The 23,847-nt window shown below is 67.0% G+C and carries 25 protein-coding genes; 13 read left to right on the plus strand and 12 right to left on the minus strand.

The genetic code is table 11. From position 1 onward, the window contains the following. Positions 1-10: 10 nt before the first annotated feature. From P0086_RS14385 to P0086_RS14415, 7 genes are all read right to left on the minus strand, one after another. A complete protein-coding gene (locus P0086_RS14385; protein WP_275786652.1) occupies positions 11-1,654 on the minus strand; it encodes an FAD-binding dehydrogenase in 1,644 nt (547 codons plus the stop codon). Between the two features lie 178 nt (positions 1,655-1,832). Continuing rightward, positions 1,833-2,864 carry a peptidoglycan -binding protein gene (locus P0086_RS14390; RefSeq protein ID WP_112593750.1) on the minus strand — a complete coding sequence of 344 codons (1,032 nt, stop codon included), beginning with the start codon at positions 2,862-2,864 and terminating at the stop codon, positions 1,833-1,835. Positions 2,865-2,867: 3 nt separating this feature from the next. After that, a complete protein-coding gene (locus tag P0086_RS14395) occupies positions 2,868-3,947 on the minus strand; it encodes a MotA/TolQ/ExbB proton channel family protein (RefSeq protein ID WP_275786654.1) in 1,080 nt (359 codons plus the stop codon). 167 nt (positions 3,948-4,114) lie between these two features. Further along, positions 4,115-4,915: an inositol monophosphatase family protein gene (locus P0086_RS14400; protein WP_112593748.1), complete on the minus strand. Its 801-nt coding sequence runs from the start codon at positions 4,913-4,915 to the stop codon at positions 4,115-4,117. A 69-nt stretch (positions 4,916-4,984) separates the two neighbouring features. Then, a complete protein-coding gene (efp, locus tag P0086_RS14405; protein ID WP_112593747.1) occupies positions 4,985-5,548 on the minus strand; it encodes an elongation factor P in 564 nt (187 codons plus the stop codon). 182 nt (positions 5,549-5,730) lie between these two features. Then, entirely contained in the window at positions 5,731-6,987 is a 1,257-nt protein-coding gene (locus P0086_RS14410) for a sel1 repeat family protein (RefSeq protein ID WP_275786658.1), read from the minus strand. Positions 6,988-6,997: 10 nt separating this feature from the next. Further along, the gene (locus P0086_RS14415; RefSeq protein ID WP_112593746.1) at positions 6,998-7,651 is read right to left on the minus strand and encodes a thiamine phosphate synthase; all 654 of its coding nucleotides are present in this window, start codon (positions 7,649-7,651) and stop codon (positions 6,998-7,000) included. Positions 7,652-7,756: 105 nt separating this feature from the next. On the opposite strand from P0086_RS14415, the gene P0086_RS14420 reads away from it, so the two are divergent. Both P0086_RS14420 and P0086_RS14425 read left to right on the plus strand, forming a co-directional pair. Continuing rightward, entirely contained in the window at positions 7,757-8,527 is a 771-nt protein-coding gene (locus P0086_RS14420; protein WP_275786663.1) for a sulfite exporter TauE/SafE family protein, read from the plus strand. A 91-nt stretch (positions 8,528-8,618) separates the two neighbouring features. Further along, a complete protein-coding gene (locus P0086_RS14425) occupies positions 8,619-8,879 on the plus strand; it encodes a metalloregulator ArsR/SmtB family transcription factor (protein ID WP_112593744.1) in 261 nt (86 codons plus the stop codon). Between the two features lie 179 nt (positions 8,880-9,058). On the opposite strand, the gene P0086_RS14430 is transcribed toward P0086_RS14425, so the two are convergent. Continuing rightward, positions 9,059-9,232 carry a DUF465 domain-containing protein gene (locus P0086_RS14430; protein WP_112593743.1) on the minus strand — a complete coding sequence of 58 codons (174 nt, stop codon included), beginning with the start codon at positions 9,230-9,232 and terminating at the stop codon, positions 9,059-9,061. A 216-nt stretch (positions 9,233-9,448) separates the two neighbouring features. On the opposite strand from P0086_RS14430, the gene P0086_RS14435 reads away from it, so the two are divergent. The 5 genes from P0086_RS14435 to P0086_RS14455 all read left to right on the plus strand — a co-directional run bounded on the left by P0086_RS14435 (position 9,449) and on the right by P0086_RS14455 (position 12,210). After that, positions 9,449-9,652, plus strand: coding sequence for a YdcH family protein (locus tag P0086_RS14435; protein WP_112593742.1), 204 nt, complete (start codon positions 9,449-9,451; stop codon positions 9,650-9,652). Positions 9,653-9,700: 48 nt separating this feature from the next. Beyond that, entirely contained in the window at positions 9,701-10,168 is a 468-nt protein-coding gene (gene purE, locus P0086_RS14440) for a 5-(carboxyamino)imidazole ribonucleotide mutase (RefSeq protein WP_112593741.1), read from the plus strand. Continuing rightward, positions 10,165-11,220, plus strand: a complete 1,056-nt coding sequence (locus tag P0086_RS14445) for a 5-(carboxyamino)imidazole ribonucleotide synthase (protein WP_275786667.1) — start codon at positions 10,165-10,167, stop codon at positions 11,218-11,220. The genes purE and P0086_RS14445 overlap by 4 nt, the downstream gene beginning before the upstream one ends. A gap of 184 nt (positions 11,221-11,404) precedes the next feature. Beyond that, entirely contained in the window at positions 11,405-11,530 is a 126-nt protein-coding gene (gene ykgO / locus P0086_RS14450; RefSeq protein ID WP_012709334.1) for a type B 50S ribosomal protein L36, read from the plus strand. Positions 11,531-11,610: 80 nt separating this feature from the next. After that, positions 11,611-12,210, plus strand: coding sequence for a hypothetical protein (locus P0086_RS14455; RefSeq protein ID WP_112613517.1), 600 nt, complete (start codon positions 11,611-11,613; stop codon positions 12,208-12,210). A 240-nt stretch (positions 12,211-12,450) separates the two neighbouring features. Here the strand turns inward: P0086_RS14455 and pyk are convergent, their stop codons facing one another. Together pyk and P0086_RS14465 are read right to left on the minus strand one after the other, a co-directional pair. Beyond that, the gene (pyk, locus tag P0086_RS14460) at positions 12,451-13,890 is read right to left on the minus strand and encodes a pyruvate kinase (RefSeq protein ID WP_275786695.1); all 1,440 of its coding nucleotides are present in this window, start codon (positions 13,888-13,890) and stop codon (positions 12,451-12,453) included. Beyond that, positions 13,890-14,306: a DUF1036 domain-containing protein gene (locus P0086_RS14465; RefSeq protein ID WP_112593937.1), complete on the minus strand. Its 417-nt coding sequence runs from the start codon at positions 14,304-14,306 to the stop codon at positions 13,890-13,892. Before P0086_RS14465 ends, pyk begins: the two co-directional genes overlap by 1 nt. Positions 14,307-14,571: 265 nt before the next feature. On the opposite strand from P0086_RS14465, the gene P0086_RS14470 reads away from it, so the two are divergent. The 3 genes from P0086_RS14470 (at position 14,572) to P0086_RS14480 (ending at position 16,213) form a co-directional block, all read left to right on the plus strand. Beyond that, positions 14,572-15,372: an N-formylglutamate amidohydrolase gene (locus P0086_RS14470; protein WP_275786697.1), complete on the plus strand. Its 801-nt coding sequence runs from the start codon at positions 14,572-14,574 to the stop codon at positions 15,370-15,372. A gap of 61 nt (positions 15,373-15,433) precedes the next feature. Beyond that, positions 15,434-15,739 carry a DUF1244 domain-containing protein gene (locus P0086_RS14475; RefSeq protein ID WP_112613515.1) on the plus strand — a complete coding sequence of 102 codons (306 nt, stop codon included), beginning with the start codon at positions 15,434-15,436 and terminating at the stop codon, positions 15,737-15,739. Positions 15,740-15,949: 210 nt separating this feature from the next. Beyond that, positions 15,950-16,213, plus strand: coding sequence for a DUF2312 domain-containing protein (locus P0086_RS14480; protein ID WP_112593735.1), 264 nt, complete (start codon positions 15,950-15,952; stop codon positions 16,211-16,213). A gap of 82 nt (positions 16,214-16,295) precedes the next feature. Here the strand turns inward: P0086_RS14480 and P0086_RS14485 are convergent, their stop codons facing one another. Together P0086_RS14485 and P0086_RS14490 are read right to left on the minus strand one after the other, a co-directional pair. After that, the gene (locus P0086_RS14485; protein ID WP_275786998.1) at positions 16,296-18,158 is read right to left on the minus strand and encodes a DUF882 domain-containing protein; all 1,863 of its coding nucleotides are present in this window, start codon (positions 18,156-18,158) and stop codon (positions 16,296-16,298) included. Positions 18,159-18,357: 199 nt separating this feature from the next. Continuing rightward, positions 18,358-19,896: a sigma-54 dependent transcriptional regulator gene (locus tag P0086_RS14490; protein WP_112593733.1), complete on the minus strand. Its 1,539-nt coding sequence runs from the start codon at positions 19,894-19,896 to the stop codon at positions 18,358-18,360. A 161-nt stretch (positions 19,897-20,057) separates the two neighbouring features. On the opposite strand from P0086_RS14490, the gene P0086_RS14495 reads away from it, so the two are divergent. The 3 genes from P0086_RS14495 (at position 20,058) to P0086_RS14505 (ending at position 23,820) form a co-directional block, all read left to right on the plus strand. Then, a complete protein-coding gene (locus P0086_RS14495; protein ID WP_275786702.1) occupies positions 20,058-21,929 on the plus strand; it encodes a M3 family oligoendopeptidase in 1,872 nt (623 codons plus the stop codon). Positions 21,930-21,994: 65 nt separating this feature from the next. Continuing rightward, complete coding sequence (locus P0086_RS14500) at positions 21,995-23,152, plus strand: aminodeoxychorismate synthase component I (RefSeq protein WP_275786704.1); 1,158 nt, start codon at positions 21,995-21,997, stop codon at positions 23,150-23,152. Further along, positions 23,137-23,820, plus strand: coding sequence for an aminotransferase class IV family protein (locus P0086_RS14505; protein WP_275786707.1), 684 nt, complete (start codon positions 23,137-23,139; stop codon positions 23,818-23,820). Before P0086_RS14500 ends, P0086_RS14505 begins: the two co-directional genes overlap by 16 nt. Positions 23,821-23,847: the final 27 nt, after the last annotated feature.

Raw genomic sequence — 23,847 nt, forward strand, 5'->3', positions numbered from 1 at the left:
GCCGGACGTTTCAGGCGCAGACGCTGCGGCCGGCGACCCGACCTGAAAAGATGCAGCCGCCGAGGAACGTCCCTTCCAGCGCGTTGTAGCCGTGCACCCCGCCGCCGCCGAAGCCCGCCACCTCGCCGGCCGCATAGAGCCCCGGCACGGGCTCTCCCGACAGTTCCAGCACCCGGCTCGACAGGTCGGTCTGCAGCCCGCCGAGCGTCTTGCGCGTCAGCATGTGGAGGCGCACCGCAATCAGCGGCCCGGCCTTCGGATCGAGGATGCGGTGCGGCCGCGCCGTGCGCATCAGCCGGTCGCCCAGGTAGCCGCGCGCGCCGCGGATCGCCGTCACCTGCGCATCCTTGGAAAAGGCATTGGCCACCTCCCGGTCGCGCGCCTCGATCTGCGCGCGGATATGGGCCGGATCGAGCCGCGCGGAACCGGTGAGCCCGTTCATCCCCTTAACGAGGTCTTCCAGCGTGTCGCGGACGATGAAGTCCTCGCCCCTGTCCATGAAGGCCTGCACCGGGCCGGGCGGATTGGGGCCCAGCCGCTTCAGCAAGAGGCGGATGTCCTTGCCGGTCAGGTCCGGGTTCTGCTCCGAGCCGGACAGGGCGAATTCCTTCTTGATGATCGACTTGGTCAGGATGAACCAGCTGTAGTCATGGCCCGTCGCCCGGATCGCCTTCAGCGTGCCCAGCGTGTCGTAGCCCGGCATGGCGGGGGCCGCGAAACGGTTGCCGTCGGCGTCGAACCAGAGCGACGACGGTCCGGGCAGGATGCGGATCCCGTGGTTCGGCCAGATCGGATCCCAGTTGCGCAGGCCCTCGGTATAGTGCCACATCCGGTCGCCGTTGATGACGGAGCCGCCGGCGGCCTGCGCGATCTCCAGCATCCGGCCGTCGACATGGTGCGGCACGCCGCTCACCATCGAGGCCGGCGGCGGTCCGAGCCGGTCGACGGGCCAGTTCCGGCGCACCAGCTCGTGGTTGCCGCCGATGCCGCCGGAGGCGACGACGACCGCATCCGCCGAGATCGAGAACGTCCCGGCCGCCTCGCGCGAGCTGGTCTTTCCGCGCCCGGCCCGGTCCTCCTTCAGCACCGTGCCTTCCGCACCGGCGACGGCACCGTTGGTGACGATCAGCCGGTCGACCTGATGGCGAAAGCGGAACGACAGCCGGCCCTTCGCCTCCGCCTCACGCACTCGCCGGACGAACGGCGCCAGCACCCCCGGCCCCGTCCCCCAGGTCACATGGAAGCGGGGCACGGAGTTGCCGTGGCCGGAGGCGAGGCTGCCGCCGCGCTCGGCCCAGCCGACGACCGGAAACCAGCGCATGCCCTGCGCGTGCAGCCAGGCGCGCTTTTCGCCGGCGGCAAAATCGAGATAGGCCTCCGCCCAGAGCCGCGGCCAGTGATCTTCCGGCCGGTCGAACTGCGCCGAGCCGAGCCAGTCCTGCCGCGCCAGATCGCGGCTGTCACGGATGCGCATGCGCCGTTGTTCGGGGCTGTCGATGAAGAAGAGGCCGCCGAGCGACCAGAACGCCTGGCCGCCAAGGTTCTGCGCCCCCTCCTGGTCCAGCACGGTCACCCTCAGCCCCCGCTCCACTGCCTCCGCCGCGGCGACGAGGCCAGCAAGCCCCGCCCCGATCACCAGCACGTCGCAATCCATGAACGCCCTCCCAAGCTGTCCCCGGCCGGGAAGTTACGCGCACGTCAGCGTAAGGGCAATGCGGAAATCTTGCGGCAGTGAAGGGCGCGGAAACGGGACGCAGCGAGGCGATGAGAGGAAACCCGGCACGGAGTTGCCAGATCCGCAGTTCCCGCCGAAAGCACGGCCGCAGGCCCGCCTACTTCTCCGTCAGCTTCAGCTCGATGCGGCGGTTGGTGGCGCGCGCCTGTTCGGTCTCGCCCGGCGCGAGCGGCTGGAATTCGCCGAAGCCGGCGGCGACGAGGCGGTCCGCCGGAACGCCGTTGGCGATCAGGAACTTCACGACCGAGGTCGCGCGCGCCGATGACAACTCCCAGTTGTCCACGTAGCGGCCCGTCCCCGACAGCGGAACGTTGTCGGTGTGGCCGTCCACGCGCAGCACCCAGTTGATCTCGGGCGGGATCTCCTTGGCGAGGTCGAGCAGCGCCGTGGCGAGCTTCTGCATTTCCGCCTGCCCTTCCGGGTTCAGGTCGCTGCCGCCGGAGGGAAACAGCACCTCCGACTGGAACACGAAGCGGTCTCCGACGATGCGGATGTTCTCCCGGTCCGACAGGATCTCCCGCAGGCGCCCGAAGAAGTCGGAGCGATAGCGGTTCAGCTCCTGCACCCGCTGCGCCAGCGCGACGTTGAGGCGGCGGCCGAGATCGGCGATCTTCGCCTGCGAGGAGGCGTCCTTCGCCTCTGAGGCCTGCAATGCGCCCTCCACCGCCGCGATCTGGCTGCGCAGCGCGGCGATCTGCTGGTTGAGCAACTCGATCTGGCTGAGCGCCCGCGCCGAAACCTGCCGCTCGCTGTCGATCGTCTCGCTGAGCTCGGAGATGCGGGCATTGGCGGCATCGGAGGCGCCGGCGCCCTGGTTGAGGATCTGCTGCAGGCGCGAGCGCTCCCCTTCCGATTCGGCCAGCGACGCCTGCAGGTTGGCGAGCGAATCCTCCAGATCCTGCTTGCCGCTCTTCTCAAGTGCGAGCAATTGGGTCAGTTCGTTCACCTGGCTTGTCAGCCGGTCGAGCACCTCGTCCTTGCCGGTGATCTCGCGGCTGAGGAAGAACTGCGCAAGGACGAACACGCAGAGCAGGAACATGATCGCGAGCAGCAGCGTCGACAGCGCATCGACGAACCCCGGCCAGTAGTCGACCCCGCGGTGAGAGCGGCGAGTGCGGGCAAGCGCCATGGACTATTCGCCCCCTGCCGGATCGCGAAGCCGTTCGCGGCTTCGTTCCGAGCCGCGCTCGCCGTTGAGATCGCTCGCACGCGCCGCCAGCCGGTCGAGCGTGCGCCGCAGCGCCTTTGCCTCTTCCTGCTGCGCCTCGATCCAGTCGCGCAGCATCTGCTGCTCGTTGCGCATGTTCTTGACCAGCCCCTGGATGCCTTCGGCGAGGCTGGCCATGGCGGCGGTCGAGCGGCTGTGTCCGCCCTCCTGCGACAATTTCAGGATCTGCTCGGCCAGCGCCTTGACGTCGGTGGTATCGCCATTGGCCGTAAGCGCCGGCTGCAGCTCGGAGGAGACGTCGGTCACCGACGAGAGCCAGTTCTCCAGTTCCATGTAGAAGCGGTTCTGCGCCCGCCCCGCCTGCAGGTCGAGAAAGCCGAGGATGAGCGAGCCGGACAGGCCGAACAGCGAGGTCGAGAACGCCGTCCCCATGCCCGAAAGCGGCGCCGACAGGCCCTCCTTCAGCGCCGAGAGCACGTCGTTGGCCGTGCCGGCGCCGGCATCGAGGGACTGGATCACGGTGTTGATCGAGCCGATCGTGCCGAGCAGGCCCCAGAAGGTGCCGAGCAGTCCGAGAAAGACGAGCAGGCCGATCAGGTAGCGCGAGGTGTCGCGCGATTCGTCGAGCCGGGTCGCGATCGAATCGAGGATGGAGCGAAGCGCGGTGGTCGAGATCGCGATCGAATGATGCTTGCCGATCAGCGCCCGCATCGGCGCGAGCAGCACCGGATTCCGGCCGACCTTTTCCGCGCTGCCGGCCGCCCGGAACGAATTGAACCAGCGCACCTCGGGACGCAGCGACAGCACATGGCTGAACACCAGGAGGATGCCGATCACCAGCACGCCGAGGATCAGGCCGTTGAGGCCGGGATTGCTGTTGAATGCGGCGTGCGCCTGGCGGAACAGGATGGCGCCCACGAACCCGACGATGATCAGGAAGATCACCATCGTCCAGAAGAAGGGCATCGGACTCGACAGCTTGTGGGGATATTCCTCCCCGCCCTCGGCCGGCTCCTCCCACCCCGACAGCGCCAGCTTTGCCATGGTCTCCGCATCTCCTGCTCTTGCTGAGTGTGGAGCCTAGAGGAAGATTGCGCCGAATTGAAGGGCCGAATTTTGGTGTTCGGCCATTGACTTGCGGTCAATCAAGCGCCGTCGCCGGACGCCGCGCGGGTCGCTTCGCCGGCAGCCTTCGGACGCCGCGGCAGCCCTCAGCGGGTGGGAACCGGACGGTGGACGACGTCTGCCAGCGCCTTGCGGATGTACTCGTTGCCGGCCACCAGCGTTCCGGTCTCCAGCATGGCGTTGCCGCCGTCGAGGTCGCTGACGAAGCCGCCCGCCTCGCGGATCAGCAGGATGCCCGCCGCGATGTCCCAGGCCGCCAGATCCCGCTCCCACATGCCGTCGAAGCGGCCGGCAGCGACATAGGCGAGGTCGAGCGAGGCGGCGCCCATCCGGCGGACGCCGGCGACTTCGCCCATCACGTGGCGCAGCTCCACCAGGAACTTGCCGTGGTTGCCGCGGCCGAGATGCGGCGCGCCGCAGCTGACGACGCTGTCCGACAGCTCCTTGCGTGCCGCCACCCGCAGCCGGCGATCGTTCAGGAACGCCCCGCCGCCCTTCTCCGCCGTATAGAGCTCATCGGTCGCCGGATTGAGCACGACGGCGGCGACGATCTCGCCGTTGCGCTCCAGCGCGATCGAGGAGGCGAAGCAGGGGATGCCGTGCAGGAAGTTGGTCGTGCCATCGAGCGGATCGACGATCCAGCGATGTGCACCGTCTGTGCCCTTGATCTCCTCGCTCTCCTCGCCGAGGAAGCCATAGGTCGGGCGCGCCTTGAGCAGTTCCTCGCGGATCAGCTTCTCGGCCTTGCGGTCGGCCTGGGAGACATAGTCGCCCGGTCCCTTGAGGGAAACCTGGAGGTTCTGCACCTCGCCGAAATCGCGCGAGAGCGACTTGCCGGCCTTGAAGGCAGCCTGGACCATCACGTTGAGAAGAGCTGAGCGAGCCATCGGGGCCTGTCCTTGTCAGTTGTCCGGCGGGCAGGCATGTCCGATGCCAGGGCCGGCGGATATATCTTATCAGTCGGCGCGCCGAAGATAGGTGATTTCGTTGGTGTCGACCAGAATGCGTTCGCCGGCCTCGATGAAGGGCGGGACCAGCACACGAACGCCGTTCTCCAGGATCGCCGGCTTGTAGGAGGACGCGGCCGTCTGCCCCTTGATCACCGGATCGGCTTCGGCGACCGCCAGCACGACCTGGTCGGGCAGCGAGACGCCGATCGGCTTCTCGTCGTAGAGCTGCACCGTCACCATCATGCCGTCCTGCAGGAAGGCGGCGCGGTCGCCGACGAATTCCTTCTGCAGCTCCAGCTGGTCGTAGCTATCGACGTCCATGAAGACGAGGCCGTCGCCCTGCTCGAACAGGAACTGGAAGTCCTTCTTCTCCAGCTCGACCCGCTCGACCGTCTCCGACGAGCGGAAGCGCTCGTTGAGCTTGGTGCCGTCCACCAGGTTCTTCAGTTCGACCTGGTTGAACGCCCCGCCCTTGCCCGGCTTGACCGTGTTGCACTTCACGGCCGCCCACAGGCCGCCATTGTGCTCGATGAGATTGCCCGGCTTGATTTCGCTGCCGCTGATTTTCATTGAGAATTCCGTAGAGATTTTTGCGGTTCCGCGCGGCCGGAGCGGCCGGAAACCCGTCTGGCGGCCTCAAGACCACAAATCCCTTCAAAGTTCAAGCCTGCGCGCGGCAGGAGAGCCATTCGCGCCGCGCAAGGCAGGCGAACCGGCCCTAACGCCTGTGGCGCCTCTTTGGAGCCACAGGCTTAGCGTACCCGGAACTTGTTGGCGGCCGAGATCGCCGCCTTCTGCTGTTCGTCGGTCAGGCCCAGGTAGAAGTCCTCGAGCCCGGCGTCGTTGAGGCCGGCCCGCCGCGACAGCACGAACCACTTGCCGGCCTCGATCGGGTCCGGCTTCGTTCCGAGCGCGTTGATGTAGAGATAGGCGATCCGGTTCTGCGCCACGACGTTGCCGCCGTCGGCCGCCCGCTTCAGCCATTTGAAACCGGCCTCGTAGTCCCGCTCGCCGGCCACCCCGTTGACGAGCCAGATGCCGAGATCGAGCTGTGCGGTATCGAAGCCGGCGCGGGCGGCCCGCAGCAGCCATTCGCGGGCGCGGCTCGTCTTCTCCGGCGGCAGGCCGTCCAGGTTGATGTAGAGCTGCGACAGGGCATATTGCGCATCCGCGATGCCCTGTTCGGCGGATTTCTCGTAGTAGGGCAGCGCCGCGCGCAGCCCCTTGTCGGCCGCGCCGTCGGCGACCAGCATCTGGCCGTAGTTGAACTGGGCGGACGGATTGCCGGCGTCCGCGGCCCGCTTCATGAACTCGTCGGCCTTCTTGCGGTCCCGCTCGACCTGCCGGCCCTCCATCAGCAGCAACGCATACTTGAACATGCCGGCGGGGTCCCCGCCCTCGGCGGCCTGCTTGTACCAGAAGGCGGCCTGGCTGCGGTCGCGCTTGACCCCCAGCCCCTGGTCGAACAATTCGGCCACCAGCGTCTGGGCGGCCGCATCGCCGTTCTGGGCCCGCGGCAGCGCCCTGTCCATCGCCGTCAGATAGTAGCCGCGCTGATAGGCCCCGTAGGCCTCGTCCACCTTGCCGGTGAAGGCCTTCTCGGCGGGAAGGTCGGGCAGCGGCGCGCCCATGCGGTCAAGCACGCCGAGGCCCGTCGAGGGTGCCGGCTGCGCGGCCTGGCCGCCGTTCGGCGCGATCCTGCCGATCGCCGCGTTATCCTGGGCGGGATCCAGAAGGCGGGAACTGCGCTCGGCCGGTGCCGGTCCGTCGAGCGCCGCCGCGTTGCCGTCCTCGCTCATCTCGGTCGGGGCCACGGGCGCCGCCGTGCCGGAACCGCCACCCGCGACCGGCGCGCCGGGCACGCCGGGAAGAACAGCGGCCGGGTTCACGCCGGCCGGTGCGGCCTCGGGCTTTGCGGGGGCTTGAGCGAATGCCGGCGCGGCTGCGGCGAGCGCGCAGCAAAGAAGCGTGGTCAGCCGCAATGGCCGGTGAACGAAAGCCCTCATCATCCGCACGGCTTTAATCCTCGAACCGTGGCGCTTTTTCGTCAAGGAGCGCGTTGACCGACGCGACCACCTGCGCGGCATTGGCCGGTTCGGCGAAGACGGCCTGGCAGAGCGCCACGAACTCGGCGCCGGTCTCGGCGACGGCGAGTGCCGAGGCCGGGTCGGTGCCGCCCATCACGATGCAGGGGACCTCGACCATCGAGGCCCACCACTCGCCGAGCGCGAGGTTCTTCGGATGCGCCTCCGGCTTGATGTCGCCGCCGATCTTTCCGAAGAGGATGTAGTCCGGCCCGATCTCGCCGATCTCCAGCGCCTGGTGGCGGTCCTTGGCATTGCCGCCGCCGACGATCAGCCGCGGCGAATGCTTCTCCATCGCATCCGCGAGCGCCTCCAGCCCGCCGGTCACATGGATGCCGTCGGCCTTGGCACGGCCGGCCACGCGCGTGTCGCCGGCGATCAGCGCCGCGGCACCCGCCGCCTGGATCACCGGCACCAGCGCTTCCGCGTGCTTCTGGAACTCGCCGTCGTCGAGCCCGTATTGCGGCACGATCACCGATGCGACATCACCGCCGCGAAGCGCGTCCTCCAGCATGCGCCTGCGTGCGGCGGCATCATCGCCCTCCGGCACGATCAGGACGAGGCGGCAGCGATCTTCGATTGCAGTCATCGGGCTTCCATTTCTTCCGAATTCGGGAGCGGGGCCTTCGCGCCCCCCTCGCAATATTGTCGCAAAGCCGATAGACCGCTTGCACCAACGGATCAATCGCCCCGCATGTCCATCGACCCCAGCATATACTTCGCCGCCATTCCCGCCGTCATGCTCGTCGGCCTGACCAAGGGCGGCATGGGCGAGGCCCTGGCGCTGATGGGCGTGCCCATCCTTGCCATGGTGGTTTCGCCGGTGCAAGCGGCCGCGATCCTGTTGCCGATCCTGATCGTCAGCGACATCGTCTCGCTCTTCATCTGGCGCCGTCACAACGACCGCCGCACGCTGGCCTACCTCCTGCCGGGCGGCATCTTCGGCATCGCGCTCGGCTGGGCGACCTCGGCCTATGTCCCGCGCGACGCGCTGCGGCTAATCATCGGCCTGATCACCGTCTTCTTCGCCGCCCGCTACTTCTACAACCAGTGGCGCGTCCGCAAGGGCATCGTCATCGCCGCAAAGCCGCAGCGCGTCGGCCCCGCCGCCTTCTTCGGCACGCTATCCGGCTATGGCAGCTTCGTCGCCCACGCCGGCGGCGCGCCCTTCCAGGTCTACGCGCTGTCGCTGAAGCTCTCCCCGCGTGACTATACCGGCGCCGCCGTCCGCTTCTTCGCCATCATGAACGCGCTGAAGCTCGTCCCTTACTTCGCGCTCGGCCAGCTCGACACGACCAACCTGACGATCTCGGCGACGCTGATGCCGCTCGCCATGGCGATGACCGCGATCGGCGGCTACCTCGTCAAGCGCATGAAGCCGGACGTCTTCTATCCCTTCATGTACGGCATGGCGCTGGCCGCGGGACTGAAGCTCGTCACCGACGGCATCGCCGCTCTCTTCTGAGCCTCAAGTTCCCGGATTTCCGGGGCCGCCGGCGATGCGGCAGCGCACAAAACGCTTGACCGTTTGCGCTGCGATGCCATAACTTTTCCGGATGGTGACGCCGGACCCCTTCGCCGCTATTGCCGACCCGAACCGCCGGTTCCTGCTGGAGGAGTTGCGGCGCGCGCCGAAGACGGTCAACGAGCTGTCGCAGGGCCTGCCGATCAGCCGCCCCGCCGTCTCCCAGCACCTCAAGGCCCTGCTCGACTGCAATCTCGTCAGCGTCACGGCCAAGGGCACCCGCCGCATCTACGCGATCAACTCCGCCGGCTTCAACCGCCTGAATTTCTGGCTCGACCAGTTCTGGAGCTGAGCTGCCGGAACTGCCTGCCCCTCCGACCGAAAGGGTGAAACGAAAAGTCCCGACTGCCTAGGGACAGCCGGGACAGGATATTTCCTGAATGGATTTAAGCCTTTCGGCCCGTTTCTGTCACCGGTGGCGATGACGGGGCGGCCCCCTGCTTCGTTCCTCCTTGGAACCTATCGTTTCGATCAGTTCGCAGACGAGCGAATCTTTTCGATCTCGTCCTTGATGCGCAACTTCCGCCGCTTGATGTCGGCAATGGCTTCGTCCTCGTAGGACGGACGCGTCATTGCTTCGTGAAGCTCTTCCTCGAGGGCGAAGTGCTTCTTTTCAAGCGTGGCAAGATGAGCCTCAATCGACATGTGACAGTTCCTTCCTTTTGTTCGCTGCCGGACGATGGCGCGCCCGGAGGCAAGGTTGCAACAGACGAAGTCTGCCATTCTATTTTTCATTTGTCGAAGGCGAAATCGTGGCCGAGGATAACTTCCCGACAGGTTGCCTTTTGTGATAGGAGCAGCCTTCTTGCTGCATACGAATGGCAGGCGCAGACCGCCATCGGTAAGGGACGGGGAATGAGAATGCCAGACCAGGACCAGGCGGAATTGCGGTTGGCGATCGCCAGATTGCGACAGGAACACGAGGACTACGACGCCGCCATCAATGCCATGATCCAGGTCGGCTGCGACGCCCTCCGGGTCCAGCGGATGAAGAAGAAGAAGCTCGTGATCAAGGACCGGATCTCCAAGATCGAGGACCAGATCATTCCCGACATCATCGCCTGAACGGAAAGCACGTTGAAGACACCTCAGACGCCACCCGTCGCCATCGTCATGGGCAGCCAGTCCGACTGGGAGACGATGAAGAATGCCGCCGACACCCTCGACGCGCTTGAGGTCGACTACGAGGCGCGGATCGTCTCCGCCCACCGCACGCCGGATCGGCTCTACGAATTCGCCAAGAGCGCGCGCGCCGAAGGCTTCAAGATCATCATCGCCGGCGCCGGCGGCGCAGCCCACCTGCCCGGCATGATCGCCGCGCTGACCTCGCTGCCCGTCTTCGGCGTCCCCGTCCAGTCGAAGGCGCTCTCGGGCCAGGACAGCCTGCTGTCGATCGTGCAGATGCCGGCCGGCATCCCGGTCGGCACGCTCGCCATCGGCAAGGCCGGCGCCGTCAATGCCGCCCTGCTCGCCTCCGCAGTCCTGGCGCTGTCCGATCCGGAACTGGCGCTCCGGCTGGACGAATGGCGCGAGAACCAGAGCGCGTCCGTTGCCGACTATCCGGTGGATGGCCCGCTATGACGGCCAGGACGATCGGCATCATCGGCGGCGGCCAGCTCGGCCGCATGCTCGCCATGGCGGCAGCCCGCCTCGGCATCAGGACGATCATCCTCGAGCCGCAGGCCGATTGCCCGGCCGCCCAGCTTGCCAACGACCAGATCGTCGCCGCCTATGACGACCCGCAGGCGCTGGACGAGCTGGCACGACGCTGCGACGTCGTCACCTACGAATTCGAGAACGTCCCCGTCGCCGCCGCCGAACGGCTGGTGCGGTCGGTCCCCGTCTTTCCGCCGCCGAAGGCGCTGGAAGTCTCGCAGGACCGGCTGGTGGAGAAGCGCTTCATCAACGAATGCGGCATCCCCACCGCCCCCTTCGAGGCCATCGACAGCCAGGCCGACCTCGACGCCGCACTCGAGGCGTTCGGCGGCATCGGCGTGCTGAAGACCCGCCGTCTCGGCTATGACGGCAAGGGACAGCGGATGTTCCGCTCGCCCGCGGAAAGCCGCGACGGCGCCTTCGCCGAACTGGGGTCGGTTCCGCTGATTCTCGAGGGCCTCGTCGCCTTCGAACGGGAGATCTCCGTCATCGCGGCACGCGCGCAGGACGGCACCATCGTCTGCTACGATCCGGCCGAGAACGTCCATCGCGACGGCATTCTCCACACCTCGACGGTGCCGGCCGCGATCAACGAGGCGACCGCCGACCAGGCGCGACGCGCGGCCCGCGCCATTCTCGATCGGCTGGACTATGTCGGCGTCGTCGGCGTCGAGTTCTTCGTGCTCGGCGACGGCCAGATCGTCGCCAACGAGATGGCGCCGCGCGTCCACAATTCCGGCCACTGGACGGAAGCCGCCTGCGTCATCTCCCAGTTCGAGCAGCACATCCGCGCCGTGGCCGGCCACGGTCTCGGCGATCCGCGCCGGCATTCGGACTGCGTGATGCAGAACCTGATCGGCGACGACATCGAGGCGCTGCCGGCCTGGCTCAATACCGCGGACGTGCTCGTCCATCTCTACGGCAAGCAGGAATCCCGCCCCGGCCGGAAGATGGGCCACATCACCGAGCTGCGGTGAAAATCAGTGCCGCCCGCCGTGGAAATCCCGGCGTGCGGCCGGCAAATCACCTGCCGAGCGGTTGACAGTACCCCCACGAACAGGTACACGAGCGCCAACCTGAGAGCGCGCCCTAGCCGGCGCGTTTTTAATTGACAAGATTTCGGGCGGATAAGCTTCCTCCCCAGCATCGCGGATCAGAAACATGAAGATCAAGAATTCGCTCAAGTCTCTCAAGACCCGCCACCGCGAAAACCGTCTGGTTCGCCGCAAGGGCCGCGTCTACATCATCAACAAGTCGAACCCGCGCTTCAAGGCCCGCCAGGGCTGAGCCGGGGGCGCAGGCGGTTTCCGCCTTGCCCTAGCAAGATAGTGATTTGCTTTGGAGCGTATGCGGTTTAGCATGACCGCATGCGCTCCAAATCTGTTTTTGCCGCCCTTCTCGTCCTGGCCGCTTCGCCGATCGGCACGCTCGCCCAGACCCCCGACACGGCTGCGGTCACCGAGAATGTCCCCGCCGATACCAGCCCTTCCGAGCGGATCGACGCCCTCTTCGACGAATTGAAGCATGAGGGCAACCAGGAGAAGGCCAAGGCGATCTCCGACAGCATACGCCTCGAATGGCGTGATTCGGGCAGCGCCACGGTGAACCTGCTGATGCAGCAGGCCGACAAGGCGATGGCCGAAGGCAAGGACACGGCCGCCTTCGACTACCTCGACGAGGTCATCCAGCTCGCTCCCACCTATGTCGAGGGCTGGAACCAGCGCGCCACGCTGCATTTCAAGGCCGGCAACTACCGGAAATCGATGTCGGACATCAATCACGTCCTGGCGCTCGAGCCGCGCCATTTCGGCGCGATCGCCGGCATGGCCACGATCCTCACGAGCTACGGTCGCGACGAGCTCGCCATGGATGCCTGGCAGCGCTTCCTCGACATCTACCCGGCCGAGCGCCGCGCCCAGAAATCGCTCGGCGACCTCGCGGACAAGCTCGCGGGCAGCCGGACGTAGCCGCCAGGGCTGAGCGCGATCTCAAAATCTCAGGGTCAGGAACCTCGGGCCTCGATCCGAGCGGATACATCGCGCCACGGACCCCTCTCCCACGGTCAAAGCACGACAGGGCGGTCGCGCCCCTGCACAACGCGGGAAGCCTGCGTGCGCGGGCCCCAACGCGGCCGACGTCAACCCTGCAGGGGGTAGGCGGGCGATCGCCCGCCTGAAGGTCGATGCGTGGATCGGAATGCCGGCGGCTCAGACGCCGCTGGCGCCGTCCGAGCCGATATAGGCGATGCGCAGCATGTTCGTCGCACCGGGCGTTCCGAGCGGCACGCCGGCGGAGATGATGATGCGGTCGCCCGGCTTGCCGAAGCCTTCGCTGACGGTGATGCGGCAGGCGCGATTGACCATGTCGTCGAGGTCCTCGGCATCGCCGGTGACGACGCAGTGCAGGCCCCAGACGACCGACAGCCGGCGCGCGGTCTCGATGATCGGCGACAGGGCCAGGATCGGCACTTCCGGCCGCTCGCGGGCGGCCCGCAGGCCGGTCGTGCCCGACGAGGTGTAGGTGACGATGGCCGACAGGTTCAGCGTCTCGGCGATCTGCCGGGCGGCGAGCGAGATGGCGTCGGCGCCGGTCGCCTCCGGCGGCGTGCGCTGGGCGTAGATGATGCCCGGATAGTGCGGGTCGCGCTCGACCTTGCTGGCGATCGAGGCCATCGTCGAGACGGCTTCCACCGGATATTCGCCGGAGGCCGATTCGGCCGACAGCATGATGGCGTCCGCGCCCTCGAACACAGCGGTGGCGACGTCGGAAACCTCGGCGCGGGTCGGAACCGGCGCGGAGATCATCGATTCCAGCATCTGGGTGGCGACGACGACCGGCTTGCCGGCGCGGCGGCAAGCGCGGATCAGCTGCTTCTGCAGGCCCGGCACCGCCTCCAGCGGCATCTCGACGCCGAGGTCGCCGCGGGCGACCATCAGCGCGTCCGAAAGCTCGATGATCTCGTCGATGCGCTCGATCGCCTGCGGCTTCTCGATCTTCGACATCAGCCCGACGCGGCCGCGCGAGACCTTGCGGACCTCCGCCAAGTCCTCGGGACGCTGGATGAAGGAAAGCGCCACCCAGTCGACGCTGCCGGTCGCCAGCACCGCGTCGAGGTCGGCGCGGTCCTTCTCGGTCAGGGCCCCGACGCCGAGCAGCGTGTCGGGCAGGCTGACGCCCTTGCGGTCGGAAATCTTGGTGCCGGCGATCACCGTACAGACGATCTTCGTGCCGTCGGCCTCGTCGGCGCGCAGGTGCAGCTTGCCGTCGTCGATCAGCAGGCGATGGCCGGGCTTGACCGCTTCGAGGATTTCCGGATGCGGCAGGAAGACACGGGTCGCGTCACCCGGCTCGTCGCGGTCGTCGAGCGTAAAGGTCTGGCCCGGCGTCAGGTCGACCTTGCCGTCCTTGAACTTGCCGACGCGGAGCTTCGGCCCCTGCAGGTCGGCCAGGATGCCGATCGGCCGGCCACAGCGGGCCTCGACGGCGCGGATGCGGCTGATCAGCGTGCGCATCAGGTCGTGGCTGGCATGGCTCATGTTGATGCGGAAAAGATCGGCCCCCGCCTCATGCAGCTTCTGGATCATCTCTTCTTCGGCCGAGGCCGGTCCGAGCGTGGCGAGGATCTTTACTCTTCTGTTCCGCTTCATCAATTCTGGCTTTCCTGGGGGCCAGGCGTGTCGGAGAGCTGGACCATCCAGCTGCCCTGGCGCCCGGTGTCATATTCCTTGAATCCCATCTTCTGGAATCCGCGGGCGAAGCAGTCCTGAACGCCGGTGATCTTGAACTCGTTCTCGGCCACGCACATGTTCACCTCCCCCGTCCAGCGGCCGCCGCGGGCGGCGTCCTCCGCGTAGAGGTAGTAGTAGCGGGACTGCAGTTCGCCCTCGATCAGCGTGGCGCAGGTCGTAGCCGGTATCTGCCACCAGCCTTCGGTCACCCATCCTTCGGTGGCACGGTAGCCGATCGCGACGCCGACCAGGTTCTGCGTCCCGTTGCAGACCCGGAAGTCCGCATGTGCAGCTCCCGGAGCTGCAAGCGTGAAGAATGCGGCAGCGGCAAACAGGCCGAGGCAGGAAAGGCCGGGCGCCGAACGGAGGGGACGTGAGTGCGAATGATCTGGCACGGCTTCCAATGGGAACTCCGTTGATTTGGTCACGCGCTTTCTTGCGACGGCAGGGCGCGAATGTCAACGCAACTCTAATCGATTATATTGCGATCCGGCCCATCCGCACCGCCCCAATTCGCCGGGAATCGATCTTCCCCCATCGACTTGCGATTGCCGTGTGCCCATGCCATCAAGTCTCTGACGTCCATGACGAAGAGATCGCATGAAAACCCTGCAAACGGATGACAGCCCGTTCGAGATCCTCGACGGGGACGCGCGCTGCGGCCTCGTCCTTCTCGCCGACCACGCGACCAACCGCGTCCCTGCGGCCTACGACCGCCTCGGTCTTCCCGAAACCGCCTTTGCGCGCCACATCGCCTACGACATCGGCATCGAGGGGCTGACGCGGGCGCTGGCGGAGCGGCTCGGCGTGCCCGCGGTGATGAGCCGCTTCTCGCGCCTGCTGATCGATCCCAACCGTGGCGAGGACGACCCGACCCTGATCATGCGGATTTCCGACGGTGCGATCGTGCCCGGCAACCACCCGATCACGGAGGCGGAATGGCAGCACCGGCTCGAGACCTACCACCGCCCCTACCATGGCGCCGTGTCGCAGACGATCGGCAGGGTGGCGGCGGCGAGCGGCCTGGCACCGCTGGTGATCTCGCTGCACTCCTTCACCCCGTCCTGGAAGGGCATGCCGCGCCCCTGGCACATCACCGTGCTGTGGGACAGCGACCATCGCGCCGTCGACCCGCTGCTGTCCGAACTGGCCGCCATTCCCGGCGTCCAGACCGCCAGCAACGAGCCCTATGACGGAGCCCTGCGTGGCGACACCATGTTCCGCCACTGCATGAAGACCGGCATCCCGCATGCCCTGATCGAGGTGCGCCAGGACGAGATCGGTGATCCCGCCGGCATCGCGCGATGGGCGGAGCGGCTCGCCCCGATCCTTGCCCGCTTGAACGCCGACGAAGCGCTTCACACCTATCAGATATTCCCCTCCCGCACCGGGCCCTACTGACCGGCCGGGGATCGAAACCGGGCGAGACGACCAGCAGGCATCGCGCCCACGGAGGACCGACATGGACGAACTCAGCGAAGAACAACGCACGGCCTTCGAGGCCGCCGCCTTCCGGCGGCTCGTGTCGCACCTGCGCGAGCGCACGGACGTGCAGAACATCGACCTGATGAACCTCGCCGGCTTTTGCCGCAACTGCCTGTCGAACTGGTATCGCGAGGCGGCCAATGCCGCGGGCGTGGCGATGGACAAGGAGGAGTCCCGCGAGATCATCTACGGAATGCCCTATGACGCCTGGCGCGAGCTGCACCAGAAGGAAGCGAGCGCCGAGCAGAAGGCCGCTTTCGAGGTCAACCGCCCGCACGAATGACGGGCCGCACCCGCTTCCTTGCACCTGCCGGAGTTTCGCCGCGGCGAAACCCGCCCGCGATGCGGCAACGGCCGGGCGCGGATAGCGTGGGTATCTTGTATAAGCCGCGAAAATTGCCGCGGCCCTGCGGATAGGTCTTGATCTCGCCGGAACTTCGCGGCAGATCACGCCATCACGTCCATTCATTTTTCCCCAGTCAAGGAGAAGACCATGTCCGATGCTCACGGCGTCGCCCGCGACCAGCTTCGTGCTTTCATCGAGCGGATCGAGCGCCTGGAAGAAGAAAAGAAGACGATTGCCGACGACATCAAGGATGTCTACGGCGAGGCCAAGGGCGTCGGCTTCGACACCAAGATCCTGCGCAAGGTGATCCAGATCCGCAAGCAGGACAAGGACGAGCGCATGGAGCAGGAGGCGATCCTGGATACCTACCTGCAGGCGCTGGGCATGGTCGACCTGCCGCCGGAAGAATGACAGGCCGACCGCAAGGTCGCACGAAAAAGCCCGCCGGACCTGGTTCGGCGGGCTTTTTCGTATCGGTCCGAAGGCGCGACCGTCAGTCGGTTTCGGAGAACTTCCGCACTTCCATGAAATTGACGGCGGTGCCGCTGAAGCGCCCGGCGTCGATGCTCGCCGTCTCCGGCTGGAAACCGGCTTTGTAGACGGTCGTCGGGGCTTCGCGCATCGACCGGCTGACGAAACGCGGCGCCTTCACCGGCTTCGACAGCGTCGCGACCCGGCCCTGCGTCAGCGCCCACTGCGAGATGATCTTCTGGGTCAGCTTCGGCTCGGTGCGGATCGCCCCGCGCGCGGCAGCCTCCGCATCCTGCTTCTTCGGACGGCCGCCCTTGGCGGGCACCTCGTTGACCGGAACGTCGAAGGCGGTCAGCGCTTCACGCGCGGCACCGGACGGACGCGGCACGAAGGCGGCCAGTTCGACGGCCTCCTCCTCCGCGCCCTCGTCGCTGGGCACCGCGAGCGCGACGCGCGTCGCAGCCTCTGCCGAGATCCCGGCGTCGGGCTCGGCCTCGGCCTCGGCGACCACGGCGACATCGGCAGCGCCGGCCTGGTTCGGGACGCCGACATCGGCCTCCGCCACCGCAAGCCAGGCGGCATCGTCACCCGGACGCGAGCCCGGAACGGGGATCAGCGCCGCCGTCATCGCACCCGGCTCGGCTTCGCCGGGAAGCGTGCGGGGACCGAGCATCTGGGGCACCGGAACCTTGTAGGCGCCGAGGTCGGCGAATTCGCTCTGCGGCAGGGCGGCCACCGGCGCCGCCGGCTCGGCGGCGGCGAGCGCGGCCGCGGCATTGTTCGCCGCCGGCGGGACCAGCGCCAGTTCGGAGGCGGCGGGTGCTGCGGCATCCGGAGCGGCATTGTCGCGGAAGGCGGGCCGGACCAGCGGGATCGGCGCGTTGAGCTCTGCGATCTGCGTCTCGGTGACTTCGGTTTCGGTGACCGTCGGCCGCGCTTCCGGCGTCGCGTCGGAAGGCGCAGAGCCGCCGACGCCCGGAAGGGCTTCCGCCGTTGCGGCAGCGCCGGCGCGTGCGGCGGGCTTGGCCTCTTCCAGCGGCTCGGCGCTGGCAATGGCCGTGGGTTCTTCGTCTTCATCCCCGCCGCCGCCGAAGAGGGCCGCGAAGAAGTTCCGGCGCTTGCCGGTCGATTTCTCGTCCGCCGATCCGCCGCCGGCGACCTGAACGGCGTCCGCGCCGACCCGGCGCTTGTAGTCGGCGACCGCCTGCTGGTAGCCCGGCAGCGGCTTGCCATCGGAGGGGACGTGCATCGTCTTGCCGTCGGGGAACAGCGACACCAGCTCCTGGCGGCTCATGCGCGGCCAGGCGCGGACGCTGCCGACGTCCATGTGGACGAAGGGCGAGCCGGAGGTGGGATAGTAGCCGACGCCGCCGACCTGGAATTTCATGCCGATCTCACGCAGCTTCTTCAGCTTCACGTCGGGCAGGTAGAAGTCCATCGCCTTGCCGAGCATGTGCTGGCTCTTCTTGGCCACGCCCTTCGAGCGCGAACGCAGCATCGAGTTGGTGGCGGGCGAACGATAGGCGGAAACGACGTGGATATAGGCGCGCGAGCCGCTCTTCTGGTAGACCTCCCAGATGAGGTCGAAGAGCCGCGGATCCATCTTCGTCGGCTCGTTGCGGCGCCAGTCGCGCAGGAAACGGTTGAGCTGCTGGAGACCCTTCTGGTCGTAGCGCCCGTTGCGCTTGAAGGTGATCTCCGCCTTTTCATTGGTATGGACGAAATAGACTTTCAGCGTGCGGGTGCCGGAGGCGGCATCGGTCGCCGAGGGGACCAGGGCCGGAACGACGAGCGAAACGGCCATGGCAGCGATGGTCAGAACCTTGGGCGTCCTCGCCAGCGCCGCCCTGCACATGGCTAGCGCGCTGGCTCCCCGGAGCGTCATCGATCCGATAAAATTTGCCAACTCTATCCCCGTCCTGCGGACAATGGTCGTCCCTGATAGCTCAGATGACGACCAATTGCGGTAACAGCATGGCAAATCCGCCACAGTCGCCAATACAGTACCCTTATAGTGAACGATCCACTAACAAGGCATGAACGGCAACCGGAAAAGCACGAGGCGATTGAGAAATCAACTGAATTCAGGCTACTTCCCTTAACGGATTATCTGGATCGATGCCATAATCTTTGAGTTTTCGATACAAAGTCGACCTGCCGATGCCCAATTTGCGGGCAACCTGGCTCATCTGGCCATGATAGAACTTCAAGGCAAACCGGATCAGTTCCTCTTCTACATCGGCTAGCCGGCGCACCTGGCCGCCGCCGTCGAGGCTCGGGATCGTGTTCTCGTTGACCGCCGGCGCACGTGATTCGGCCTGCTCCTCGCTGCGGAACTCGGGATAGACCGAGGGCAGCCGGACCGACGCGAGCCGGGGCGCGGGCGGCGCGCTCGCCACGTCCCAGGACACCGTCCCCTCGGCGGAGATCGAATGGCCGGGCACCTGCGTGGCGATCTGCGGGAAATCGGAGGTGTGCAGTTCCGAACCCTGCGCGAGGACGACCGCGCGGAAGATCGCGTTTTCCAACTGGCGGATGTTGCCCGGCCAGTCGAAGGCCGTCAGCAGCGCCAGGGCGGCGGACGAGACCGTCAGCGGCGTCGCCAGCTTCTGCTCGCCCGCGAAGCGCTCGACGAACGAGCGGACGAGCACCGGAATGTCCTCCTTGCGCTTGCGCAGCGCCGGGATCGTGATCGGGAAGACGTTGAGCCGGTAGTAGAGGTCTTCGCGGAAGCGGCCCTCCTTCACCTCGGTGATCAGGTCCTTGTTGGTGGCCGAGATCAGCCGGACGTTGACCTTCTGCGGAGAGCGCGCCCCGACCGTCTCGATCTCGCCCTGCTGCACGGCGCGCAGCAGCTTGACCTGTACCTCGAGCGGCAGGTCGCCGATCTCGTCGAGGAAGATCGTGCCGCCGTCGGCTTCGGCGAACTTGCCGATGTGCCGCTCGGTGGCGCCGGTGAACGCCCCCTTCTCGTGGCCGAACAGGATGCTTTCGACGAGGTTGTGCGGGATGGCACCACAGTTGACGGTGACGAACGGCTTGCTGGCCCGGTCGCTGGCCGACTGGATCGCGCGGGCGATCATCTCCTTGCCGACGCCGGATTCGCCCTCGATTACCACCGGGATGTTCGATTGCGCCGCCCGGCGCGCCAGTTCGATCACCCGCAGCATCTCCGGGCTCGCCGAGACGATGTCGTCGAACTGCACCGCCTCGCTGCGGACGCGGCGGGTGGTGCGGCCGCGATAGTCGCGCTGCTCGAGCTTCAGCGCGTTGTCGATGGCGACGCCGAGCCGCTCGGGCGACACCGGCTTGACGACGAAATCGAACGCGCCGGCGCGCATCGCCATCACCACGGTCTCGAGCCCGCCCTGCCCGGTCTGGACGACGACGGGAATGGCGATCTCGCGTTCGGCGAGCGCATCGAGGAAGGCGCTGCCATTCATTTCGGGCATCATCAGGTCGAGCAGAATGACGCTGATGAGACCGCCCTTGCGGTCGAGAACGTCCAGGCCCTGTCGGCCGTTTTCGGCCATGTGCGCGACATGGCCGTTGCGTTCGATCATGTTCTTCAGAAGCCTGCGCTGGACAGGATCATCGTCGATGACAAGAATGTGGGCCGTCATTGGTACATCTCCTTGCCCTCCACGCATCATGCGCAGAGTTGGCACAACAATACCGACGGACCTTGGCACAAAGGGTTGAACATGCCGTTTTGAGAAAGGCTTGCATTTTAACCAACGACGACGCAAGCAAACGCCAATCGCATCAGACACGAGGCCAACCGATGCCCATCTTCAGAAATTCGCCCCAGATCCACCATGCGACCGCGACCGCGACCGCCGGCGCCTCGGCCGGAACCCTGTCCGGCGATCTCGGCGAGCTTCCGCTGTGGAACCTCGGCGATCTCTATGCTTCGCCCAAGGCGCCGGAGTTTGCCGCCGACCTGAAGCGTGGCGAGACGGATGCGCTGGCCTTCGAGGCCAGGTGGAAGGGCCGGCTCGACGAGGCCGCCGGCAAGACCGGCGCCGATGGCATCGGCCAGGCCGTCAAGGAGTTCGAGGCGCTGGACGACCTGCTCGGCCGCATCTCCTCCTTCGCCGGGCTGACCTACTTCTCCAACACCACCGACCCGGCCAACGGCAAGTTCTACGGCGACGTGCAGTCGAAGATCACCGACATCTCCTCGCACCTTCTGTTTTTCGCCTTGGAATTGAACAGGATAGACGACGCGCGCCTGGAAGCCTGTCTCCGCGACGACAAGGTCGCGGGCCACTACCGCCCCTGGATCGAGGACCTGCGCAAGGAGAAGCCGCACCAGCTCGACGACCGCACCGAGCAGCTCTTCCTGGAAAAGTCGATGACCGGCGCCGCCGCCTGGAACCGGCTGTTCGACGAGACCATGGCCTCGCTGCGCTACGAGGTCGACGGCGAGGACGTGCCGCTGGAGGTGGCGCTGAACCTTCTGCAGGATGTGAGCGGCGAGACCCGCCGCAAGGCCGCGATGGCGCTGGCCAAGACCTTCGAGGACAACATCCGCACCTTCACCCTCATCACCAACACGCTCGCCAAGGACAAGGAAATCGCCGACCGCTGGCGCGGCTTTGACGACATCGCCGACAGCCGGCACCTGGCCAACCGCGTCGAGCGAGAGGTGGTCGACGCGCTGGCCGCCGCCGTGCGCGAGGCCTATCCGCGTCTGTCGCACCGCTACTATGCGATGAAGGCGAAGTGGCTCGGAATGGAACAGCTCGAATTCTGGGACCGCAACGCGCCGTTGCCGGAGACCCCCGACACGCTGATCCCCTGGAGCGACGCGAAGGAGACCGTCCTTTCCGCCTACCGCGCCTTCGCGCCGGAAATGGCGGCGATCGCCGGCCGCTTCTTCGACGAGAGCTGGATCGATGCGCCCGTGCGGCCCGGCAAGGCGCCCGGCGCCTTCGCCCACCCGACCGTGCCCTCGGCCCACCCCTATGTGCTCGTCAACTACATGGGCAAGCCGCGCGACGTGATGACGCTGGCGCACGAACTCGGCCACGGCGTCCACCAGGTACTCGCCGCCGGCCAGGGCGCGCTGATGGCCTCCACCCCGCTGACGCTCGCCGAAACCGCCTCCGTCTTCGGCGAGATGCTCACTTTCCGCTCGCTGCTCGACCAGACGAAGGACAAGCGCGAGCGCAAGGCGATGCTCGCCCAGAAGGTCGAGGACATGATCAACACGGTCGTGCGCCAGATCGCCTTCTACGAGTTCGAGCGCAAGGTCCACACCGCCCGCAAGGAGGGCGAACTGACCGCCGAGCAGATCGGCGAACTCTGGCTCTCCGTCCAGTCAGACAGCCTCGGCCCGGCGATCCGGATATCCGAGGGCTACGAGACCTACTGGGCCTATATCCCCCACTTCATCCATTCGCCCTTCTATGTCTACGCCTATGCCTTCGGCGACTGCCTGGTGAACTCGCTCTATGCCGTCTACCAGCAGGCCGAGAGCGGCTTCCAGGAGAAGTACTTCGAGATGCTCAAGGCCGGCGGCACCCGCCACCACTCCGATCTCCTGCGCCCCTTCGGCCTCAATGCCGCCGACCCGTCGTTCTGGAGCAAGGGCCTGTCGATGATCGAAGGGCTCATCGACGAGCTGGAGGCGCTTGATAGGGACGCCTGACACCGACCGCGCCGCGCCGCAAAGAGCAAGGCGCGGCAGGACAAAGAGATCCGAGTGCCGAAGAGATGACCGATCGCCCACGCTTTGTGCTCCTGCGCGACGACCGCGAAGACAGGACGACGGTGTTCGTTGATCCGATCGCGACGGTGACGGTGCGCCGGCGGGCCGATTTCGAGCCCGCCTTCCGCGCCCTGCAGGCGGCGCATGCGGACGGCAAGTGGATCGCCGGCTTCATGAGCTACGAGGCCGGCCACCTGTTCGAGCCGAAGCTCGCGCCCTTCGCGGTCGAGGGACGCGAGACGCCACTGATGAGCTTCGGCATCTTCGAGGCGCCCGCGGACGACCATCCGCTCGCCATGCCGAGACACCGGACCGAGAACGAACCCTTTCTGGCCGAGCCGAAAGCCGAATGGGATCTCGAGGCCTATCGCCGCCGCTTCGACCGGCTGCACCGCCACCTGCGCGAGGGCGACTGCTACCAGGCGAACCTGACGATGCCGGTCCGCGCCCGCTGGAACGGCGATCCCGTCGCGGCCTTCTGGTCGCTGATCGAGCGCCAGCCGGTGAAGTACGGCGCGCTGGTCTCGCTCGACGGGCCGATCCTGCTGTCGCGCTCGCCGGAATTGTTCTTCCGCGTCGATGCCGACGGCGTCATCGAGACGCATCCGATGAAGGGCACCGCGCCGCGCGGGACGAGCGCCGCCGAGGACGAGGCGATCGTCGCCGCCATGCTGGCCGACCCGAAGTCGCAGGCCGAGAACCGGATGATCGTCGACCTGCTGCGCAACGACATCTCGCGGATCTCCGAGGTCGGCACGCTGGAGGTGCCGAAGCTGTTCGCGATCGAGACCTATCCGACCGTGCACCAGATGGTCAGCCACGTCCGCGCCCGGCTCGTGGCCGGCACATCCCTGCGCGACATCTTCGCCGCCCTCTTTCCCTGCGGCTCGGTGACGGGTGCTCCGAAGATGCGGGCGATGGAGATCCTGCACGATCTGGAGGCCGGCCCCCGCGACGCCTATTGCGGCGCGATCGGCATGATCGCGCCGGACGGCACCATGCAGTTCAACGTCGCGATCCGCACGATCTCGCTTTTTCCGGGCGGCGAGGCCGTCTTCAACGTCGGCGGCGGCATCGTCTTCGATTCCACCGCCGAGGCCGAATACGAGGAATGCCTGCTGAAGGCGCGCTTTGCCGTGGGGGACCAATGGATCTCTCGCTGATCGAGACGCTGCGTTGGGAGCCGGAGGCGGGCTTCGTCCGGCTGGAACGGCATCTGGCCCGGCTGGGGCACTCGGCCGCAGCCCTCGGACTGCCGGGCGCCGAGGGCGCGCAGGCGGCGTTGACGCAGGCGGTGAAGGCGGCTGTCGCCAATGCGGCAAGTGCACCCGGAAACGCCGCGACCACACTCCCCTCCACCGCGCAGCCCGCCCCCCTTCGCGTCCGCCTCGAACTCTTCGGCGACGGCCGCATCGAGGTGAAGACCGCGCCCTTCGCGCCGCTCGCAGCCGATGCGACCTGGACGGTCGGGATCGCTAGGACCCGGCTCTCCTCCGCAGACCCGCTGCTGCGCCACAAGACCTCCCGCCGTACCGCCTACGAGGCGGCCCGCGCCGAGTTCGCCGCAGGCGCAGCCGACGAGGTGCTGCTCCTGAACGAGCGCGGCGAGGTCTGCGAGGGCACCATCACCTCTGTCTTTGTCGACGACGGCACCGGCATCCTGAAGACGCCAACCCTCGCCTGCGGCCTGCTCGCCGGCGTGCTGCGCGAGGACCTGATCGCAAGCGGCCGGGCGCGGGAGGCAATGCTGCAGGCGGGCGACCTGGCGGCGGGCCGGCTGTTCGTCGGCAACTCGCTACGCGGGCTGATTGCGGCAAGGCTGAGCCCTTGAGCAAACTGGCGACGAAGGCCTCGGGGC

It is taken from the genome of Mycoplana sp. MJR14 (assembly GCF_029210525.1).
Lineage (GTDB): Bacteria > Pseudomonadota > Alphaproteobacteria > Rhizobiales > Rhizobiaceae > Mycoplana.

Excerpts from the sequence above, each read along its gene's own strand:
- P0086_RS14485 (WP_275786998.1), bottom strand. The coding sequence starts at position 18,158 with ATGACGCTCCGGGGAGCCAGCGCGCTAGCCATGTGCAGGGCGGCGCTG.
- P0086_RS14430 (WP_112593743.1), bottom strand. The coding sequence starts at position 9,232 with ATGTCGATTGAGGCTCATCTTGCCACGCTTGAAAAGAAGCACTTCGCC.
- P0086_RS14505 (WP_275786707.1), top strand. The coding sequence starts at position 23,137 with ATGGATCTCTCGCTGATCGAGACGCTGCGTTGGGAGCCGGAGGCGGGC.
- P0086_RS14425 (WP_112593744.1), top strand. The coding sequence starts at position 8,619 with ATGGTGACGCCGGACCCCTTCGCCGCTATTGCCGACCCGAACCGCCGG.
- P0086_RS14500 (WP_275786704.1), top strand. The coding sequence starts at position 21,995 with ATGACCGATCGCCCACGCTTTGTGCTCCTGCGCGACGACCGCGAAGAC.
- P0086_RS14490 (WP_112593733.1), bottom strand. The coding sequence starts at position 19,896 with ATGACGGCCCACATTCTTGTCATCGACGATGATCCTGTCCAGCGCAGG.
- P0086_RS14390 (WP_112593750.1), bottom strand. The coding sequence starts at position 2,864 with ATGGCGCTTGCCCGCACTCGCCGCTCTCACCGCGGGGTCGACTACTGG.
- ykgO (WP_012709334.1), top strand. The coding sequence starts at position 11,405 with ATGAAGATCAAGAATTCGCTCAAGTCTCTCAAGACCCGCCACCGCGAA.
- pyk (WP_275786695.1), bottom strand. The coding sequence starts at position 13,890 with ATGAAGCGGAACAGAAGAGTAAAGATCCTCGCCACGCTCGGACCGGCC.
- P0086_RS14400 (WP_112593748.1), bottom strand. The coding sequence starts at position 4,915 with ATGGCTCGCTCAGCTCTTCTCAACGTGATGGTCCAGGCTGCCTTCAAG.
- P0086_RS14495 (WP_275786702.1), top strand. The coding sequence starts at position 20,058 with ATGCCCATCTTCAGAAATTCGCCCCAGATCCACCATGCGACCGCGACC.
- P0086_RS14420 (WP_275786663.1), top strand. The coding sequence starts at position 7,757 with ATGTCCATCGACCCCAGCATATACTTCGCCGCCATTCCCGCCGTCATG.
- purE (WP_112593741.1), top strand. The coding sequence starts at position 9,701 with ATGGGCAGCCAGTCCGACTGGGAGACGATGAAGAATGCCGCCGACACC.
- P0086_RS14410 (WP_275786658.1), bottom strand. The coding sequence starts at position 6,987 with ATGATGAGGGCTTTCGTTCACCGGCCATTGCGGCTGACCACGCTTCTT.
- P0086_RS14480 (WP_112593735.1), top strand. The coding sequence starts at position 15,950 with ATGTCCGATGCTCACGGCGTCGCCCGCGACCAGCTTCGTGCTTTCATC.
- P0086_RS14395 (WP_275786654.1), bottom strand. The coding sequence starts at position 3,947 with ATGGCAAAGCTGGCGCTGTCGGGGTGGGAGGAGCCGGCCGAGGGCGGG.
- P0086_RS14435 (WP_112593742.1), top strand. The coding sequence starts at position 9,449 with ATGCCAGACCAGGACCAGGCGGAATTGCGGTTGGCGATCGCCAGATTG.
- P0086_RS14445 (WP_275786667.1), top strand. The coding sequence starts at position 10,165 with ATGACGGCCAGGACGATCGGCATCATCGGCGGCGGCCAGCTCGGCCGC.
- P0086_RS14470 (WP_275786697.1), top strand. The coding sequence starts at position 14,572 with ATGAAAACCCTGCAAACGGATGACAGCCCGTTCGAGATCCTCGACGGG.
- P0086_RS14415 (WP_112593746.1), bottom strand. The coding sequence starts at position 7,651 with ATGACTGCAATCGAAGATCGCTGCCGCCTCGTCCTGATCGTGCCGGAG.
- efp (WP_112593747.1), bottom strand. The coding sequence starts at position 5,548 with ATGAAAATCAGCGGCAGCGAAATCAAGCCGGGCAATCTCATCGAGCAC.
- P0086_RS14385 (WP_275786652.1), bottom strand. The coding sequence starts at position 1,654 with ATGGATTGCGACGTGCTGGTGATCGGGGCGGGGCTTGCTGGCCTCGTC.
- P0086_RS14455 (WP_112613517.1), top strand. The coding sequence starts at position 11,611 with ATGCGCTCCAAATCTGTTTTTGCCGCCCTTCTCGTCCTGGCCGCTTCG.
- P0086_RS14475 (WP_112613515.1), top strand. The coding sequence starts at position 15,434 with ATGGACGAACTCAGCGAAGAACAACGCACGGCCTTCGAGGCCGCCGCC.